Below are 17,055 nucleotides of genomic sequence, written 5' to 3'. Positions count from 1 at the left end.
TGAGGCGGGCGGGTTAACACGTTCGTGTACCGCTGCCGCGAGTCGGACACCCGGTGTGTTAAGGACTGCCGAGCGCGTCGAGCTCGACACCGAGCGCCGCGAACGGCCGCCGCGCCGCCGGGAGGACCTTGACCGCGCGGTGCCCGTCGCGGACGACCCAGCCGGCGTCGACGGCCCGGTCCAGCAGGGCCGCGGGGAGCGCGCCGGCGAGGTGGTCGCGGCGCTCCGTCCAATCGAGACAGTCGCGCAGCAGCGCCCGCCGCCCGGCGGCGACCGGCACGCCGAGGCCGGCCAGCACCTCGCGGCCGTGCCCGGTCAGCGTCAGGCCGTCGGCCGTGTCGACCAGCCCGGTCACCAGCATGCCGTCGCGGAGGGCGACGCCGAGGACACCGGCGAGGTGGTCGTAGCAGGTCCGCGCGAAGCCGAGCCGCTTCACCCGCAGCGACGCCTTGAGGCCGGTCACCGGCCGGTGCTCGGCGTGCTGGGCCAGGTGCTCGATCAGCTCGGCCACGCGCGGGTCGGCGATCCGCACGTAGCTGGCCCGGCCCTGCTTGACGCGGGCGACGAACCCGGCGTCGGTCAGCCGGGTGACGTGCTCGCTGGCGGTGGAGAGCGCGATCCCGGCCGCTTTCGCGAGTTCGCCGACCGTCCAGGCGCGCCCGTCGAGCAGGACGAGGCACATGGTGGCCCGGCTCGGGTCCGCGAGCACCGCGGCGACCTCGGCGAGGGCGATCGTCTCCATGCCCCCACGGTACGAGCCGCACCCTTCGGCCCCCACCGAAGTGTCACTTTCATAGGGAAAGTTCCGCCCCAGGCCCCGGGCACTTTCACGTGAAAGTGCGCACCTGGGAGCCGCACTTTCACGTGAAAGTGCGCGTGGGGGCCGGGGGTCAGATCGCCTTCAGGAACTTCGCCGCCAGGGTGACCGCCGGGCCCGAGTCGTTCGAGTTCTCCAGCACCACCGCGAACGCCACGCTCCCCCGGTAGCCGACGAACCAGCCCGTCGCGTTCGAACCGTCGCCGAACTGGGCCGTGCCCGTCTTGCCGAACACCGTTCCGGCGCCCGCCGCGGCCCGGCCGGTCCCGCTGGTCACCACCGCGCGCATCAGCTTGCGGACCTCGCCGAGCACCGCCGCGGGCGGTGCCGAGTAGCCCTTGACCACCGTGGTCGGCAGGTCGTGCCACAGCCTCGGCGTGATCGCCTTGCCCGCCGCCACCGTCGCGGCCATCACCGCGCCGCCGAGGGCGCTGGCCTGGATGCGGCCCTGGCCGAACCCGTCCTCGACCTGCTCGTCCTTGCTCGCCGCGGGCTCGACCTTGCCCAGCTCCGTCTTGATGCCGGGGATCTCGTAGTCGGCGTTGAGGCCCAGCTCGTCGGCCGCCTTCTTCAGCCCGTCCGCCGGGAGCGCCAGCGCCAGCTGCCCGAACGTCGTGTTGCACGACCGCGCGAAGGCCGTCTGCAGGTTCGTCGCGCCCAGCTCGAAGTCCTCGTTGCGCACCGTGCGGGTGCCGATGGTCGCGACGCCCGGGCAGTCGACCGGCGAGGCCGCGGTGAGCCCGCTCTGCTGGACCGCCGCGACGGCCGTCGCGATCTTGAACGACGAGCCGGGCTCGTACAGGCCGCTGAGCGCCTTCGGGGAGTTCCCGGCGGCCGCGTTCTGCGCGACGGCGAGGATGTCGCCTGAGCCGGTGTCAAGCGCGACCAGCATGGCCGACCCCGGGTAGCCGTCGACCGCGGCCTGCGCGGCGTTCTGCGCGGCCAGGCTCAAGCTCGACGTCAGCGGCTTGGTCCCGCCGTCGTCGGCCTTGCCGAACAGCGTCTCCAGGTTCTTCCCGCCGGTGTCGACGCGCTGGACGGCGAACCCGCTGCCCGCGATGGCCGTGACCTGCCCGCCGAGCGCCGAACGCAGCAGCGGCGCCGGGTTGCCCTCGGCCGTGCGCAGGCCGCCCGCCCCGGCGATGAGCAGCGGCTTGCCGTCGCGGTCGGCGACCGCCGTGGTGTCCGTCGCGGCGGTGCTGACCACCAGCCGCTGGCCCGCCTCCAGCTTCGGGTGCAGCAACGACGGCGCCCAGTGCACGAGCCACTTCCCGCCGGCCAGGTTGAGCTGGAACGGCACGTCGTAGCTCCACACGCCGCCCTTCAGCGACCACGCCGCGCTGAAGGTCCCGCCGGTCGTCTTCGCCCCGGCCGGCGTCGGCTGCAGGACGGTCAGCTTGGCGCTGAACGACTGGGGGCTCAGCGTGTTCCGCGCGTCCCGCAGCGCCACCGCGGCCGCCGCGTTGTCGTCGGTGAGCCGGGCGGCCGCGTCGGGGTTGTTCTCGGTCAGGTCCTGGACGTACTCGGTGATCGCCGAGTGCGGGTCGAGCGCGCCCGGGCTCTCGACCGAAGTCGCCCCGGCCTCCGCCGTCGGCGCCGCGTCCCCGCCGTTCAGCACGAAGAAAGCCGCCACCACGACCACGACGACCAGCAGCGCGCCGCCGATCAGGATCCCGCGTCTCCGGCCAGGGCTCATCCCGGTTCCCCTCCCCCAGTGCCCGCCACGCCGTGGGTGGCAAGCCGGGTTGTCACCCTACTTACCACCCACGACCCGTGTCAGGCTTTTACGACCGCCGCGGTCACCTTCGTGCCGTCGCCGACCGTGCCGGCGAAGCCCTCGCCCACCGGCTCGTAGGTCACCGACGTCGCCAGCACCTCAGCGGCCAGGAACTCCTGGTGCGCCTGAGCCGCTTCGACGACGTCGGCCGGGGCGTCGACGGTCAGCGCGACCCGGTCCGCGACGTCGAGCCCGGCGTCGCGGCGGGCCTGCTGCACGACCCGGACCAGGTCGCGGGCCACGCCTTCGGCCGCCAGCTCCGGCGTCACCTCGGTGTCGATCAGGACCAGCCCGGACCCGCCGGGCAGCTCCGCGGCCGCGCCGCCGCCCTTGGCGACCAGCCGGCGCTCGAACTCGCCCTCCTGCAGTGCGATCCCGGCCGCGACCACGGTGTCGCCCTGCAGCGACCAGTCCCCCGCCTTGACGGCCTTGATCACCGTCTGGACGTCCTTGCCCAGCCGCGGGCCGGCGGCGCGGGCGTTCACCGCGACCTCGAACCCGCCGTGCGCGGCGACGTCGGTGGTCAGCTCGACCGCCTTGACGTTCACCTCGTCGCGCAGGATGTCCGCGAAGGGCGTCAGCGACCCGGCGTCCTCGGCCGCCACGACCAGCGACGACAGCGGCAGCCGCACGCGCAGCTTGTTCGCCTTCCGCAGCGACAGCGCCGACGACGCCACCTGCCGCACCCGGTCCATCGCGGTGACGAGCGCCGCGTCCGCGGGCAGGTCGAGCGCGTTCGGCCAGTCGGTCAGGTGCACCGAGCGGCCGCCGGTGAGGCCGCGCCAGACGACCTCGGTGGTGAGCGGCAGCAGCGGCGCCGCGACCCGCGACGTCACCTCGAGCACGGTGTGCAGCGTGTCGATCGCGTCCTGGTCGCCGGCCCAGAAGCGGTCGCGCGAGCGGCGCACGTACCAGTTGGTCAGCACCTCCAGGAAGTCCCGCACGGTCTGGCACGCGCCCGCGACGTCGTAGCTGTCCATCGCGTACTCGACGTCGGTGACCAGCTCGTGCGTCTTCGCCAGGACGTACCGGTCGAGCACGTTCGGCGAATCCGTGCGCCACTTGCCTTCGACGCCCTCGGCGTTCGCGTACAGCGCGAGGAAGTAGTACGAGTTCCACAGCGGCAGCACGGCCTGGCGGACGGCGTCGCGGATGCCCTTGTCGGTGACGATCAGGTTGCCGCCGCGCAGGATCGGGCTCGCCATCAGGTACCAGCGCATGGCGTCGGAGCCGTCGCGCTCGAAGACCTCGTTGACGTCCGGATAGTTGCGCAGCGACTTGGACATCTTCGCGCCGTCCGAGCCCAGCACGATGCCGTGCGAGACGCAGGCGCGGAACGCCGGCCGGTCGAACAGCGCCGTCGCGAGCACATGCAGCAGGTAGAACCAGCCGCGGGTCTGCCCGATGTACTCGACGATGAAGTCGCTCGGATAGTGGTGCTCGAACCACTCGGCGTTCTCGAACGGGTAGTGCACCTGGGCGTAGGGCATCGAGCCCGAGTCGAACCAGACGTCCAGGACGTCCTCGACGCGGCGCATCGTCGACTTGCCGGTCGGGTCGTCCGGGTTCGGCCGGGTCAGCTCGTCGATGTAGGGCCGGTGCAGGTTGTCCAGCCGCACGCCGAAGTCCGCCTCCAGCTCGTCGAGCGAGCCGTAGACGTCGGTGCGCGGGTACGCCGGGTCGTCGGACTGCCACACCGGGATCGGCGTGCCCCAGTAGCGGTTGCGCGAGACCGACCAGTCGCGCGCGTTCTCCAGCCACTTGCCGAACTGGCCGTCCTTGACGTTCTCCGGGTACCAGGTGATCTGCTGGTTCAGCTCGATCATCCGGTCCTTGAACTGCGTCACCGCGACGAACCACGACGAGACCGCGCGGTAGATCAGCGGGTTGCGGCAGCGCCAGCAGTGCGGGTACGGGTGGTCGTAGGTCTCGTGGCGCAGCAGCAGCGCGCCCTGCTCCGCCGCGGAACCCGTGCCGTTCTTCAGGTCGCGGATGATGTTCGGGTTGGCGTCGAACACCTGCTGGCCGGCGTAGTCCCTCACGGTCGCGTCGAACTTGCCCTGCGCGTCGACCGGCGTCACCGGGGTGATGCCGGCGGCGTCGGTGACGACCTTGTCCTCTTCACCGTAGGCGGGCGCGATGTGCACGATCCCGGTGCCGTCTTCGGTGGTGACGTAGTCGGCGGGCAGGACGCGGTGCGCGTTCTCGGTGCCGGTGAAGTACGGGAACGGCGGCGCGTAGCGGGTGCCGAGCAGCTGCTCGCCGGTGTAGCGCGCGACCACCGGCGGCTCTTCGCCGAGCTCCCGCGCGTACGCGGCGACGCGCGCTTCGGCGAGCAGGAACCGCTTGCCGTCGCTCTCGACCACGACGTAGTCCACGTCCGGGTGCACCGCCGTGGCGAGGTTGGCCGGCAGCGTCCACGGCGTCGTCGTCCAGATCAGCAGGTAGGTGCCGTCGAGGTCGTTGTCGTTGCCCTGCAGGCGGAAGCCGACCGTGACGGCCGGGTCCTGGCGGGTGGCGTAGACGTCGTCGTCCATCCGCAGCTCGTGGTTGGACAGCGGCGTCTCGTCGCGCCAGCAGTACGGCAGGACGCGGTAGCCCTCGTAGACGAGTCCCTTGTCCCACAGGCGTTTGAACGCCCACAGCACCGACTCCATGTAGCTGACGTCGAGGGTCTTGTAGTCGTTGTCGAAGTCGACCCAGCGGGCCTGGCGGGTGACGTAGTCGCGCCACTCGTTCGTGTAGCGCAGGACGGACTCGCGCGAAACCTCGTTGAACTTCGCGATGCCCATTTCGTCGATCTGGGCCTTCTCGGTGATCCCGAGCTGGCGCATGGCCTCGAGTTCGGCGGGCAGGCCGTGGGTGTCCCAGCCGAAGCGGCGCTCGACCTTGCGGCCCTTCATCGTCTGGTAGCGCGGCACCAGGTCCTTGACGTACCCGGTGAGCAGGTGGCCGTAGTGCGGCAGGCCGTTGGCGAACGGCGGGCCGTCGTAGAAGACGTACTCGTTGTCGCCGCGCTCGCCGGCCGGGCGCGCGTCGATGGTCGCCTGGAACGTCCGGTCCGTCTCCCAGTAGGCGAGGACCTGCTTCTCCAGCTCGGGGAAGGACGGCTGCGACGGGACGCCCGCACCGTCGGTCAGCTGGGCCTGGGGGTACATCCGGGTGCTCCTCGGTTCGTCGCTCTCGTACGGACGACCGGCTCCCGGTCACCCACACGGGGACGAGACGCCTTCCGGCGTTCCGCGGTACCACCCCGCTTGCCCGCTCGCGCGGGCCGCTTCGTTCGGCGGCTGTCACGGGCCGCACCCGTCCGGTTCTACTGAGAGCGGTGAAGCTCGGTTCTTCCGGAGGCTCCCCGGTGATGGCCGGATCGGCGCCTTGCTGGTACCAGGTTAACCGCTCCGCGCAACCCGTTGCCACGAGGGGCGCACCGGAAACGAACGGGACCGCCGCGGCGATCCCCCGTTAGCATGACCGCGTGCCGCCGAAGAGTCCGCGGCCGGGAACCACGGGGGAACTTTTCACAGTGAGCCGCACTTTTCAGGTGGATCTTCGCGGGGTCGTCGACCTCCTCAGCCGCCACCTCTACTCGAGCCCGCGCGTGTACGTGCGGGAGCTCCTGCAGAACGCCGTCGACGCGGTGACCGCGCGCCGCGCGCGGGAGCCCGGCGCGCCCGCGGAGATCGCGGTCGAGGCCGGCGACGGCGTCCTGCGCGTCACCGACACCGGGATCGGCCTGACCGAAGCCCAGGTGCACGAACTGCTCGCGACGATCGGCCGCAGCTCCAAAAGGGACGAACTGGGCTTCCAGCGGCACGAGTTCCTCGGCCAGTTCGGGATCGGGCTGCTGTCGGCGTTCCTCGTCGCCGACGAGGTGCGCGTCGTGACGCGGTCGGTGGACGGCGGCCCGGCCGTCGCCTGGACCGGCCGCTCCGACGGCACCTACGCCATCGGGCCGGGCGAACGGGACGAGCCGGGCACCACGGTGACCCTCGACGCGCGCCCCGGCGCCGAACAGTGGTTCGTCCCCGGGACGGTCGCCGAACTGGCCACGCTGTACGGCTCGATGCTGCCGTTCGGGATCACCGTCGACGGCCGGCCGGTCACCACGCCCGTGCCGTGGGCCGCCGACGACCGCGCGCCCGGGCAGCGGCAGGCCGATCTCGTCGGCTACGCGCAGGACACCCTGGGCTTCACGCCGTTCGACGTCGTCGAACTGGACGTGCCCGCCGCCGGGCTGACCGGCGTGGCGTACGTGCTGCCGTTCCCGGCCAGCCCGGCCGAGCACGGCGGCCACCGCGTCTACCTCAAGCGGATGCTGCTCGCGGAGAACGCGCCGGGCCTGCTGCCGGACTGGGCGTTCTTCGCCCGCTGCGTCGTCGACGCGGGCGAGCTGCGGCCGACGGCGAGCCGTGAGGCGCTCTACGACGACGGCCAGCTGGAGTCGGCGCGCGAAGCGCTCGGCGACCGGCTGCGCGGCTGGCTCGCCGGGCTGGCGCGGACCGCACCCGACCGGCTGAACCGGTTCCTCGGGATCCACCACCTCGGGGTCAAGGCGCTCGCCCTGCACGACGACGAGATGCTGCGGCTGGTCGAGCAGTGGTGGCCGCTGGAGACCAACGTCGGCCGGATGACGATGGCCGAGTTCCGCGGCCGCTACGGGCTGCTGCGCTACTGCGCCACCGCCGACGAGTTCCAGCAGCTGGCCGGGGTCGCGGCCGCGCAGGACATCGCCGTGATCAACGGCGGCTACACCTACGACAGCGAGCTGGCCGAGCGGATGCGGGCGCTCGAACCGGACCTGGTGGTGACCCGGCTCGAGCCGAGCGACCTGACCACCGCGTTCGCCGAGCTGGACAGCGCCACCGCGCTGGCCACCCGGCCGTTCGTCGCGGCCGCGCAGCGCCACCTCGACCGGCTGGGCTGCGAGGTCGTGCTGCGCGAGTTCCAGCCGTCGAGCCTGCCGGTGCTCTACCTGCTGGACCGGGCCGCGGCGTTCGCCGGCGAGCTGCGGGCCACCAAGGACCAGGTCGACGAGCTGTGGGCGGGGGTGCTCTCGGCGTTCGAGAAGCCGGCCGACGACCGCCCCCAGCTGGTGCTCAACCACCGCAACCCGCTGGTGCGGCGGATCAGCCTGCTCCGGGACGACACGCTGCGCGGGCTCGCCGTCGAGTCGCTCTACGGGCAGGCCCTGCTGTTCGGCAGGCACCCGATCCGGCCGGCCGACGCCGCGCTGCTGAACCGTTCGTTCCTCGGCCTGCTGGACCAGGCCGTCCCCGAAGAGGAGACCCGATGACCACCCCCACCGCCGGCGAGCAGGAGGTCTGGGACCGGCTGTGGGCCGCCGAACGGCTGCCGCGCGGCCGCGCCCAGATCGCCGCGCTCGAAGCCGGGCTCCGCGAAGCCGACGCCCTCGGCTCGCCCGAACTGCGCTTCGGCGCCCGGATCTTCCTCACCAGCGCCTACCAGCAGGGCGGCGAGCCCGCGAAGGCGTTCGTGCCGTTCGCGTGGTGCCTGGCGGTGCACGACCGCGGCGAAGCCGACCCGCGCTGGACCCACGACCTGCACTGGTACTTCAAGTTCATGGCCGGGTCGATGGCGACCTTCCCGGAGGTGCCGCTCGACCGGACCCGTGCCGTGCTCGACGACATGGAACGCCGCTACCGCGCGGCCGGGTACACGATGAACCCGGTGCACCAGTACCGCGCCGTGCTCGCCCGGCACGTCGGCGACCGCGGAACCGCCGCCGAGCAGTACCGGCTGTGGTCGGCCGCGCCCCGCGGGCAGATGTCCGACTGCGTGGGCTGCGAGCCGAGCGACAAGGTCGCGCACCTGAGCTGGCTCGGCCGGTACGCCGAAGCCGCCGAGGTGGCCGAGCCGGTGCTGGGCGGGCAGTTCAGCTGCGTCGAGCAGCCGCAGCACATCCTGACCGAGCTGCTGCTCCCCTACGTCCACATCGGACGGTACGAGGACGCGGTCCAGGCGCACCGCCGCGCGTACCGGGCGATGCGGCACGATCCGGCGCAGCTGCAGGCGATCGCCACCCACCTCGCGTTCTGCGCGCTGACCGGGAACCACGCCCGCGGCCTCGACCTCGTCGAGCGGCACCTCGGCTGGCTCGAAGCGCCGCCGACGCCGTACGCGGAGCAGGAGTTCGCCGCCGCGGCCGCGCTGAACCTGCGGCTGGTGGCCGAGGGCGGTCACGGCGACGCGCCGGTGCGCGCCACCGGCGGCACGACCACGGTGGCCGGGCTGCGCGACGAGCTCGCGGAACGCGCGCTGGCCATCGCCACGCGGTTCGACGCGCGCAACGGCACGGCCGAGCAGAGCGACCGGGTCCGCGCGGTGCTCGCCGCCGAACCGCTCGTCGAGCACCTGCCGTTGTCCGGGACCGCCGCGCCGGTCCCCGTTCCGGCGCCCGCCCGCGTCTGGCCGGAGTCGCCGGAGGAGCTGGCCGACCTCGGTGAGCGGGAGGCCCGGCTGGGCCGCTCGCCCGACGCCGTCTGGGCCCGGTTCGACGAGGTGTGCCCCGATCCGTCGGGGACGCTGCGCGCCCGGCGGCTGACCGCGGCGGCCGATGCCGAGGTGCCCGGCGACCTCGAGGCCGCGAGCCGCGGCTTCGCGCACGCGGCCGGGCTGTTCGAGGAAGCCGGCGACGCCGTCGGCGCGGAAGCCGCGCGCGGCAAGGAGATCCTGTTCGCGGCACTGGCCGGGGACCGCCCGGAGGCGGCCGAAGAGCTCGAAGCATCGGCCGCGCGCCTGGCGGCCATCGGCGAGCCCGCCGACCACGGCCGGGCCCTGCTGCGGCTGGCGGTCCTGCACTTCGCCCGGCAAGACCTCGAGGCCACCGCGGAGGTCCTCGACCGGGCCGGCGACCCGGTCCGCGCCACCCCCGAGCTGACGGGGGCGTGGCTGGAACGCCGGGCGCTGGTGCTGGCGAACCAGGGCGACCTGCCGGGCGCGATCGAGCTCGTGGCGGACGCGGCGGCGCGGTACGCGGAGATCGGCGCGCCCGAGCGGGCCGCGAACGCGCGGCTGCTGGGCGTCCGGTTCCGCGCCGGCCTCGGCGACCGGGAAGCGGCGTTCGCCGAAGCGACGTCGATCGACCCGGGCACCGACCTGTCGGCGCGGGCCCAGCTGCAGCAGGTGCGCGGGCACCTGGCCACCGACCTCGGCCGCTCCGAGGACGCCGCCACCGCCTTCCGGGCGGCCGTCGGCGACTTCGCCGCGCTCGGGGCCGAGGTGGACGCGGCGGTGACGCGGGTCGAATTCGCGGCCGCATCGCTGGACGCCGGCCGCCCGGAAGACGCGGCCGAAGCGATCGAGGACGCGGAAGCGGTCCTGGAACGGGCCGGGGCGGGCCACGAGCTGGCGCGCGGCCGGTACCTGCTGGCGAAGGCGTGCCAGGAGCTGGACCGTGAAGTCCAGGCGGTGGAGCTGTTCGCCGCGTCCGCCGGACACTTCGCGGAGCTGGGGAACGAGGCCGCGGCGGGGCAGGCGACCGAGTCCCGCGCGGAGGTCCTCGACGGCCTGGACCGGGACGCCGAAGCGGCGGAGGGTTTCGCGGCCGCGGCCGCGCGGTTCCGGACCGCCGAGCTGCCGGCCGAAGAGCTGCGCAACCGCCGTCGCACGGCGCTGTCGTGGCTGTGGGCCGGCGAGCCCGCGCGGGCGGAGGAAGCGCTGGCGGCCGCGGACGCGGTGACGGGCGAAGGACCGCAGTTCGAGTGGGAGAGCGCGCTGGCGGCCTACGACGGTGCCCGGTTGCTGGCCAACCTGGAGCGTCCGGAGGAGGCGCTCCCCCGCGCCACGGCGGCGGCGGAAGCCTTGCGGGCCATGGAAGCCGAGGGCCCGGCGGTCGCCGCGGAAGTCCTTTGTGGACGGCTGTGGCGGGATCTGGGGAAGGTGGCCGAAGCCCGGGAGGTGCTGAACGCGGCGCTGGCGCGGTTGCCCGAGGAGGCGGCCGGGCAGCGCGAGAACATCGAGACCCTGCTGGAGGAGCTCGAAGACTGATCCCGGGCCGGTGGTGTCTTGAATGAGTCATTCAGGTCGTGGGAGATCCTGAATGACTCATTCAAGACAGCCGTGCTCAGGAGCCGGCCGCCGCCGGGGCTCGGATCCCCGCGAGCGTGACGCCGATCGCCGCCAGCCACAGTGCCGCCGCGATCACGCCGGCCTCGTGCAGTCCGGCGAGAAAGCCCGCTCCCGGCGCACCCGCGACCGAGCCGAGGACCGCCACCCCGAGCGCGCCGCCCGCCTGCCGGGCGGTGTTGTTCACCCCGCTGGCCACTCCCGCCCGCTCCGGCGGCAGGCCGGAGACCGCGGCCGTCACCACCGCCGTCGTCAGCAGGCCCATGCTGACGCCGAGGCCCAGCAGCGTCGGCAAGAGGGCCGCGTAGCCGCTGTTTTCCTTGACCAGCACCAGGTTCAGCATCCCGGGCACGCCCAGCGCGAGCCCGGTGACCATGAGCGGCCGCGGGCCGAACCGGGCGGTCAGCCGGCCCGTGACCGGGGCCAGCACCGAGAGCGGGCCGAACAGCGGCAGCACTTCGAACCCGGCGGTCAGCGGGGACGCGTGCCGCACGCCCTGCAAGTACAGCGTCAGCACCAGGATCGCGCCGATCCCGACGAAGTTCATCGCCGCCGAGACGAAGGTGGCGCTCGACGTCCGCCGGACGACGTCCGGAGGCAGCATCGGGTCGGGTGACCGGCGTTCCACGACCCGGAACGCCGCCAGCGCGACGGCCGCCACCACCGCGGCCACCGCGCTTCCGGCGATGACCGCGTACACCCCGGCGCCGAGGGCGGGTGCGGCGGTGAGGGCACCCGCGACGTCGACCCGCCGGCCGGGCGCGCGAGTGCCGCACGGGACGAGCCGCCGGGTCGCTCCGGCCGCCGCCAGCACGATCGGGACGGTGAGCCAGAACACCGGCCGCCAGCCCGCCGCCGCCACGACCGCGCCGCCCAGCACCGGGCCCGCCGCCAGGGCCAGCGCGGACACCCCGGCCCAGACGCCGAGGGCGCGGGCCCGCTCGGCGCGGCCCGGGTGGGCGTTCGTGATCACGGCGAGCGTGCCGGGCAGCAGCAGGGCCGCGCCCAGGCCCTGTCCGGCGCGGGCGGCGACGAGCACGGGCGCCGTGGCGGCGAGCCCGCACGCGGCCGAGGCGACGCCGAACAGCCCGAAGCCGGTGAGGACGATCCGGCGGTGACCGAAGACGTCGCCGAGGGCGCCGCCGGTGAGCAGGAACGCGGCCAGGACGACGGTGTAGCCGTCGACCACCCACTGCTGCGCCGCGAGGCCCGCGTGCAGGTCCGCGCCGAGGGCGGGCAGGGCGACGTTGACGACCGTGACGTCCAGCTGCACGAGGAACATCCCGGCGCACATGGTGAGCAGGAGCATGCGCCCAGTGCACCGCGCGGACGCTTCCGTCGCGGTGGAAGCGTGCCGGGGGCATCCTGGAGCCGTGGAAGGGGACGCCGACATCGCCCGCACCGCCGCGTTGTTCGCGGACCCGGCGCGGGTCCGGGTGCTGCTCGCGCTCGGCGACGGCCGGGCGCTGGCGGCGTCGGTGCTGGCCGCCGAGGCGCGGCTGTCCGCGCCGGGTGTCAGCGCGCACCTGGCGAAGCTGCGGGCGGCGGGCCTGGTCGTCGCGGAGAAGTCGGGGCGCCACCGGTTCTACCGGCTGGCCGGGCCGGATCCCGCCGAGCTGCTGGAGACGCTGGCGCGGTTCTCGCCGTCCCAGCCGGTGACGTCGTTGCGCGAGGGCACGCGCGCGGAGGCGCTGCGCACGGCCCGGACGTGCTACGACCACCTGGCGGGCCGGCTCGGGGTCGCGGTCACCGCGGCGCTGCTGGCGCGGGGCGCGCTGGCCGGCGCCCCGGACACGCGGCGGCGCACGGGCGACCGCATTTCGGCTCCGCTGCGCGAACACCCGTACACGCTGGGTCCGGCGGCGGAGCCGGTGTTCACGGCACTGGGCATCGACCTCGCCGCGGCGGCGTCCGGACGGCGGCCGCTGCTGAAGTTCTGCCTGGACTGGAGCGAGCAGCGCCACCACCTGGCGGACGCGCTGGGCGCGGCGGTGGCCACGCGGTTCACGGAGGCGGGCTGGGTCCGGCGGCGCGCGGAGGCCCACCGCGCGGTCCGGCTCACGCCGGAGGGGGCCCGGGCGCTGGAGACTCACTTGGGCTTGGCCAACCTGGCGGCTTGATAGCGGGTGGCCGGGCGGACGGGGTTCTTTCGGCCCACGCCGGAGGGCGCGTGGGCGTCGGAAAGCCACTGAGCCTGGCCGACCCGACAACACGCGGCGAGATGCGGGCGGGCCCCACGCCGGGTCAGCTGTGGGCGGCTACCAGGGTTGCGTCCGGGGTGCAGCGGGCGCACGGGGTGAAGCCGAGCTGGCGGGCTTCGCCGATGCCGATCGGGATGAGTTCGCGGGTGCCGAGCCACGGGCAGGCTCGCAGGTGGTAGCGGGGGTGCTCGTCGACGACCACGACCTCGTCCTCGAGGTCCGCCAGGACGGCGATGTCGTCGGCCGGGGTCTTTTCCTCGCCTGGTTCGGCCTCCGCTTCCACCTCCGCAGCGGGTTCTTCCGCGGCGGGTTCGGGGTCGGGGGTGTCGGCCGGGTCTCCCAGGTCGCCGGCCGCCGGGATCAGGACGGTCTGTTCCGCCTCGGCCGGTACCTCTTCCGGCGTCGGCTCGGCGACCGAAGCAGCCGGAGCGGCGGGAGCAGCCGGATCAGGTTCAGCGACGTCGGAGGGTGCCGAGGCGCGGCGACGGCGGCGCAGCCAGTCGGCCACCAAGATCAGGCCTGCCAGTACCGACAGCCCGATGGAAACCCACGCCCACAGCGAAGAAGCGGTGATCAGCGCGGTGACGAGCAACCCCAGAGCCGCCAGTACCAGTACCAGCACGATGTAAAGCACGCTGCATTACAACACGAACCGGGCAAGATCGGACCGCGACCCACCCACGTGCCGTACCGGATCGACTCCGAACCGTGGCCTGCCCCGGCGGCTCACACCGACGGGGCAGGCCCGGACGAAAAACTCAGCCGGCTTCGGCGCGCGGGCCGAACGAGTAGCCCTGGCCGCCGCTGGACGAGCCGGACGACTGGCCGGAGCCGGACGAGGCCGACGCGGGTGCGGCGGAACCGCGGTCGTCGAGCTCGCGCAGCTGGGACTCGAGGAACCCGCGCAGCCTCGTGCGGTACTCCCGCTCGATCGTGCGCAGCTCTTCGATCTTCTTGCCCAGCCCGCTCTTCTCGGAGTTGAGGCTGTTCATCGTCTCGGTGTACTTGCGCTGCGACTCGCGCTCGAGCGTCGTGGCCTTGTCGCGCGCCTGGCGCTCCAAGGTTTCCGCCCGGGTCCGCGCGTCGTTCAGCATCGTGTCGACGCGGGTGCGGGCCTCGTTGACCATCGAGTCGGACTTCGCCCGGGCGTCCGAGAGCAGCTGCTCGGACTTGGTGCGGGCCTCGGCCAGCATCCCGTCGGACTCGGTCTTCGCCTCGGCGGTCAGCCGGTCGGCCATCTCCTGGGCGAGGCCCAGGACCTTGGCGGCCTGCACGTTCGGCTCCGTGCTGTCGCCGACCATCGAGTGCGCCTGGGTCTGCTCCATGGCGGACTGCGGCGGCGGCACCGGCGCCAGCCGGCGCGACGGTTCTTCACGCATCGGGGGCGCCGACTTGGCGCTGTCGAGCTCGCTCCGAGTCGACTCGAGCTCGGCGTCGAGCTGCTCCATCTGCTGGCGCAGCTCGTTGTTGTCCTCGATCAAGCGGGCCAGCTCGGTCTCCACCAGGTCGAGGAACGCGTCCACCTCGTCCTCGTTGTAGCCCCTCTTGCCGATGGGCGGCTTGCTGAACGCAACGTTATGCACGTCAGCGGGGGTCAACGACATCAGATCACCTCACGCACTCCATGGCCTGCAGGGTCCACCCAAGTCTCCCCGATCAACTTGGAGTCGCCAGTTGCATCGCGAAGAACACAACCAACAGCAGCACCATAATCGACAAGTCCAGTCCGACGCCGCCGATCCGGACCATCGGAATGATCCTCCTGAACAACCGGACCGGCGGGTCCGTCACTGTGTAGATGGTCTCGAGCGTCACCGCAACCCCTCCGGCGGGATGCCACTCACGCGCGAACGTCCGGACGAGTTCGACCACGATCCGCGCCGTCAGCAGCAGCCAGAAGGCGAACAGCACGTACCAGACGACCAGCCACACAGCTTCCACATGCCTACTCTAACCAGGCGCCCGGCCATAAGACGCAGTCAAGGGGGGTCGACGTCGCATCGAGTCGACAAAATCACGTCTGCTTGCGCTCAGCGGTACGCGCGACTTCAGCCGCGCAAAAACAATCCTCCTTCGGCGATCCGCCGGCGGTCTTCGGCCGTCACGTCCACATCGGGCGGTGAGAGAAGGAACACCTTGTTGGTGACCTTGTCCATCGACCCGCGGAGCGCGAACGCGAGCCCGGCGGCGAAGTCGACGAGCCGCTTCGCGTCCGCGTTCTCCATCTCGGTGAGGTTCATGATCACCGGGATGCCCTCGCGGTAGTGCTCCCCGATCGCCCGCGCCTCCGCGTAGCTGGTCGGGTGCAGCGTGGTGATCCGGCTCAACGGGTCACGCACCGGCTGGCGCACGACCGGCTCGGTGACCGGTCGCAGGCGCGCCACGGGCTCGGGCTGGCGATCCATCGCGAGCGCGCCGTGGACGGCCGGCTCCGAGCCCGCCACGGAGCGTGACCGGCTGCGGCTGACGGGCTCGTCGTACGTGTCGTCGACCTCGCGGTACCGTGAGCGGGACGACCGGGGAGCCGGCTCCTCGTAGGAGTCGTACTCGTCGTCGTAACCGCGCCGGTAGTCGTCCTCGACGTCGTAGCCATCGTCGTCAGCGGGCACCATCCCGAAGTAGGCCTTCAGCTTCTGCAGCGCGCTCATGCCTCTCCCTAGCCCTAGCCGCTCCCGCACCAACGTTTCTCCACGCCGTCAGTGCCCCGCGCGGGCGACCACTAAACGTGACGGCCGCGCGAGCTCCCTACGGCGAGGCTAAACCGCGTCCACCGAGCAACGCGGTTCCGACACGCACACAGGTCGAGCCGTGCGTGATCGCCTGCTCGAGATCATGGCTCATCCCGGCCGACACGGTTGCGGCATTCGGGTGATCTTTGCGGAGCCGCTCCCCCGCGCGAGCGAGGCGTTCGAAGGCGGCGGCGGGGTCGGCGCCGAGCGGCGCGACGGCCATCAGCCCGCGAAGCCGCAGCTCGTCCGTGTGGGTGACGTGCTCGGCGAGCGCGCCCAGCTCGTCGAGGGGGCAGCCGCCGCGCTCGGGGTCGTCGTCGAGGCTCGCCTGGATCAGCACGTCGAGGGGTTCGTCACGTATCTGCGCGTCGCGAGCCGCACGGACCGCCTTCGCGAGCGCGTCGGCGAGCCGGGCCGAATCGAGGGACTGCACTTCGTGCGCCCACGCGACCACGGACCGTGCCTTGTTGCGCTGGAGCCGGCCGACCATGTGCCAGCGCAGCCCGGGAACCTCGGCGGCCTTCGGCCCGGCCTCCTGGTCGCGGTTCTCGCCGACGTCGGTGACGCCGAGCTCGGCCAGCAGCGCGGCGTCGGACGCGGGGAAGGTCTTGGTGATCGCGATCAGCTTGACCTCGTCGCGGGGCCGTCCGGCGGCGCGGCACGCGGCGGCGATCCGCGCCTCGACCTCGGCGAGGTTCGCGGCCAGCTCGGCCTTGCGGTCGGTCATGCCTCGACCCAGGTGATGCCCGCGATCCGGCCGGTCGTCCCGTCGCGGCGGTAGCTGAACAGCGTCTTGTCCTCGTTCGTGCACCGCGGGTCGACGCCGATCTTGCCGACGCCCAGGTCGGCGAGCTGGCGCCAGAGACCGGCGCGCAGGTCGAGGCCGGGCGTGCCCTTGCGGGTCTTGCACGCGCTGCCGGGGACGTGCTTCTCGACGTCGGCGGCCATTTCGGCGGGGACCTCGTAGCAGTCGCCGCAGATGGCCGGGCCGAGCAGGGCTTCGATCCGGTGCGGCTCGGCGCCCGCCTCCCGCATCGCGGCCACGGCGGCCGGGACCACGCCGACGCGCGTGCCGACCCGGCCCGCGTGCACCGCGGACACCACGCCGGCCTCGGCGTCGGCCAGCAGGATGGGCACGCAGTCGGCGACCAGGACCACGAGCGCGACGCCCGGGGCCGCGGTCACCAGCGCGTCGGTCGCCTCGGCGGCGCGGGTCTCCGAGCCGTCCACAATGGTCGCCGTGCGGCCGTGGACCTGCTCCATCCAGGCCAGCTTGTCCTCGGCCAGGCCCAGCTCGGCCGCCAGGCGCTTGCGGTTGGCGTGGACGTTCCCCTCGTCGTCGCCGACGTGGTCCCCCAGGTTGAAGGTGTCGTACGGCGGCCGCGACGCGCCGCCCGCCCTGGTGGTCACCACTCGCCGAACCCGCATACCTTCATCCTCCCA

13 protein-coding genes are annotated in these 17,055 nt (G+C 73.1%); 3 read left to right on the top strand and 10 right to left on the bottom strand.

What is annotated here, in order from left to right; translation table 11 throughout:
• Positions 1-58: 58 nt before the first annotated feature.
• The 3 genes from AB5J73_RS28660 to ileS all read right to left on the bottom strand — a co-directional run bounded on the left by AB5J73_RS28660 (position 59) and on the right by ileS (position 5,752).
• The gene (locus AB5J73_RS28660; RefSeq protein ID WP_370961767.1) at positions 59-742 is read right to left on the bottom strand and encodes an ArsR/SmtB family transcription factor; all 684 of its coding nucleotides are present in this window, start codon (positions 740-742) and stop codon (positions 59-61) included.
• Between the two features lie 148 nt (positions 743-890).
• Positions 891-2,513 (bottom strand): penicillin-binding transpeptidase domain-containing protein, encoded by a 1,623-nt coding sequence (locus tag AB5J73_RS28655; protein ID WP_370961766.1) that lies wholly within the window; start codon positions 2,511-2,513, stop codon positions 891-893.
• An 80-nt stretch (positions 2,514-2,593) separates the two neighbouring features.
• Entirely contained in the window at positions 2,594-5,752 is a 3,159-nt protein-coding gene (ileS, locus tag AB5J73_RS28650) for an isoleucine--tRNA ligase (RefSeq protein ID WP_370961765.1), read from the bottom strand.
• A 320-nt stretch (positions 5,753-6,072) separates the two neighbouring features.
• On the opposite strand from ileS, the gene AB5J73_RS28645 reads away from it, so the two are divergent.
• On the top strand, positions 6,073-7,890 hold the full coding sequence (locus AB5J73_RS28645; RefSeq protein WP_370961764.1) for an HSP90 family protein: 1,818 nt from the start codon (positions 6,073-6,075) through the stop codon (positions 7,888-7,890).
• Positions 7,887-10,604, top strand: coding sequence for a hypothetical protein (locus AB5J73_RS28640; RefSeq protein ID WP_370961763.1), 2,718 nt, complete (start codon positions 7,887-7,889; stop codon positions 10,602-10,604). Before AB5J73_RS28645 ends, AB5J73_RS28640 begins: the two co-directional genes overlap by 4 nt.
• Positions 10,605-10,680: 76 nt before the next feature.
• On the opposite strand, the gene AB5J73_RS28635 is transcribed toward AB5J73_RS28640, so the two are convergent.
• Positions 10,681-11,991, bottom strand: coding sequence for an MFS transporter (locus AB5J73_RS28635; protein WP_370961762.1), 1,311 nt, complete (start codon positions 11,989-11,991; stop codon positions 10,681-10,683).
• A gap of 64 nt (positions 11,992-12,055) precedes the next feature.
• On the opposite strand from AB5J73_RS28635, the gene AB5J73_RS28630 reads away from it, so the two are divergent.
• Positions 12,056-12,802 (top strand): ArsR/SmtB family transcription factor, encoded by a 747-nt coding sequence (locus AB5J73_RS28630; RefSeq protein ID WP_370961761.1) that lies wholly within the window; start codon positions 12,056-12,058, stop codon positions 12,800-12,802.
• Positions 12,803-12,926: 124 nt separating this feature from the next.
• On the opposite strand, the gene AB5J73_RS28625 is transcribed toward AB5J73_RS28630, so the two are convergent.
• From AB5J73_RS28625 to pgeF, 6 genes are all read right to left on the bottom strand, one after another.
• Positions 12,927-13,517, bottom strand: coding sequence for a hypothetical protein (locus tag AB5J73_RS28625; protein ID WP_370961760.1), 591 nt, complete (start codon positions 13,515-13,517; stop codon positions 12,927-12,929).
• Positions 13,518-13,641: 124 nt separating this feature from the next.
• On the bottom strand, positions 13,642-14,487 hold the full coding sequence (locus AB5J73_RS28620; protein ID WP_370961759.1) for a DivIVA domain-containing protein: 846 nt from the start codon (positions 14,485-14,487) through the stop codon (positions 13,642-13,644).
• A 52-nt stretch (positions 14,488-14,539) separates the two neighbouring features.
• On the bottom strand, positions 14,540-14,815 hold the full coding sequence (locus AB5J73_RS28615; protein ID WP_013224824.1) for a YggT family protein: 276 nt from the start codon (positions 14,813-14,815) through the stop codon (positions 14,540-14,542).
• Positions 14,816-14,931: 116 nt separating this feature from the next.
• Entirely contained in the window at positions 14,932-15,531 is a 600-nt protein-coding gene (locus AB5J73_RS28610; RefSeq protein ID WP_370961758.1) for a cell division protein SepF, read from the bottom strand.
• Positions 15,532-15,628: 97 nt separating this feature from the next.
• Entirely contained in the window at positions 15,629-16,339 is a 711-nt protein-coding gene (locus AB5J73_RS28605) for a YggS family pyridoxal phosphate-dependent enzyme (protein WP_370961757.1), read from the bottom strand.
• On the bottom strand, positions 16,336-17,040 hold the full coding sequence (gene pgeF / locus AB5J73_RS28600) for a peptidoglycan editing factor PgeF (RefSeq protein ID WP_370961756.1): 705 nt from the start codon (positions 17,038-17,040) through the stop codon (positions 16,336-16,338). Before pgeF ends, AB5J73_RS28605 begins: the two co-directional genes overlap by 4 nt.
• Positions 17,041-17,055: the final 15 nt, after the last annotated feature.

Origin of the sequence: Amycolatopsis sp. cg9, from assembly GCF_041346945.1 — a bacterium.
In the GTDB taxonomy this organism is placed as follows: Bacteria; Actinomycetota; Actinomycetes; order Mycobacteriales; family Pseudonocardiaceae; genus Amycolatopsis.
Note: the sequence above shows the minus strand (reverse complement) of the source record. Positions and strands in the feature narration are given on the sequence as shown.

What these genes read in the sequence shown, in the direction of transcription:
- AB5J73_RS28660 (WP_370961767.1), bottom strand. Translation starts at nt 742, where the DNA reads ATGGAGACGATCGCCCTCGCCGAGGTCGCCGCGGTGCTCGCGGACCCG.
- AB5J73_RS28635 (WP_370961762.1), bottom strand. Translation starts at nt 11,991, where the DNA reads ATGCTCCTGCTCACCATGTGCGCCGGGATGTTCCTCGTGCAGCTGGAC.
- pgeF (WP_370961756.1), bottom strand. Translation starts at nt 17,040, where the DNA reads ATGCGGGTTCGGCGAGTGGTGACCACCAGGGCGGGCGGCGCGTCGCGG.
- AB5J73_RS28655 (WP_370961766.1), bottom strand. Translation starts at nt 2,513, where the DNA reads ATGAGCCCTGGCCGGAGACGCGGGATCCTGATCGGCGGCGCGCTGCTG.
- AB5J73_RS28640 (WP_370961763.1), top strand. Translation starts at nt 7,887, where the DNA reads ATGACCACCCCCACCGCCGGCGAGCAGGAGGTCTGGGACCGGCTGTGG.
- AB5J73_RS28605 (WP_370961757.1), bottom strand. Translation starts at nt 16,339, where the DNA reads ATGACCGACCGCAAGGCCGAGCTGGCCGCGAACCTCGCCGAGGTCGAG.
- AB5J73_RS28620 (WP_370961759.1), bottom strand. Translation starts at nt 14,487, where the DNA reads ATGTCGTTGACCCCCGCTGACGTGCATAACGTTGCGTTCAGCAAGCCG.
- ileS (WP_370961765.1), bottom strand. Translation starts at nt 5,752, where the DNA reads ATGTACCCCCAGGCCCAGCTGACCGACGGTGCGGGCGTCCCGTCGCAG.
- AB5J73_RS28610 (WP_370961758.1), bottom strand. Translation starts at nt 15,531, where the DNA reads ATGAGCGCGCTGCAGAAGCTGAAGGCCTACTTCGGGATGGTGCCCGCT.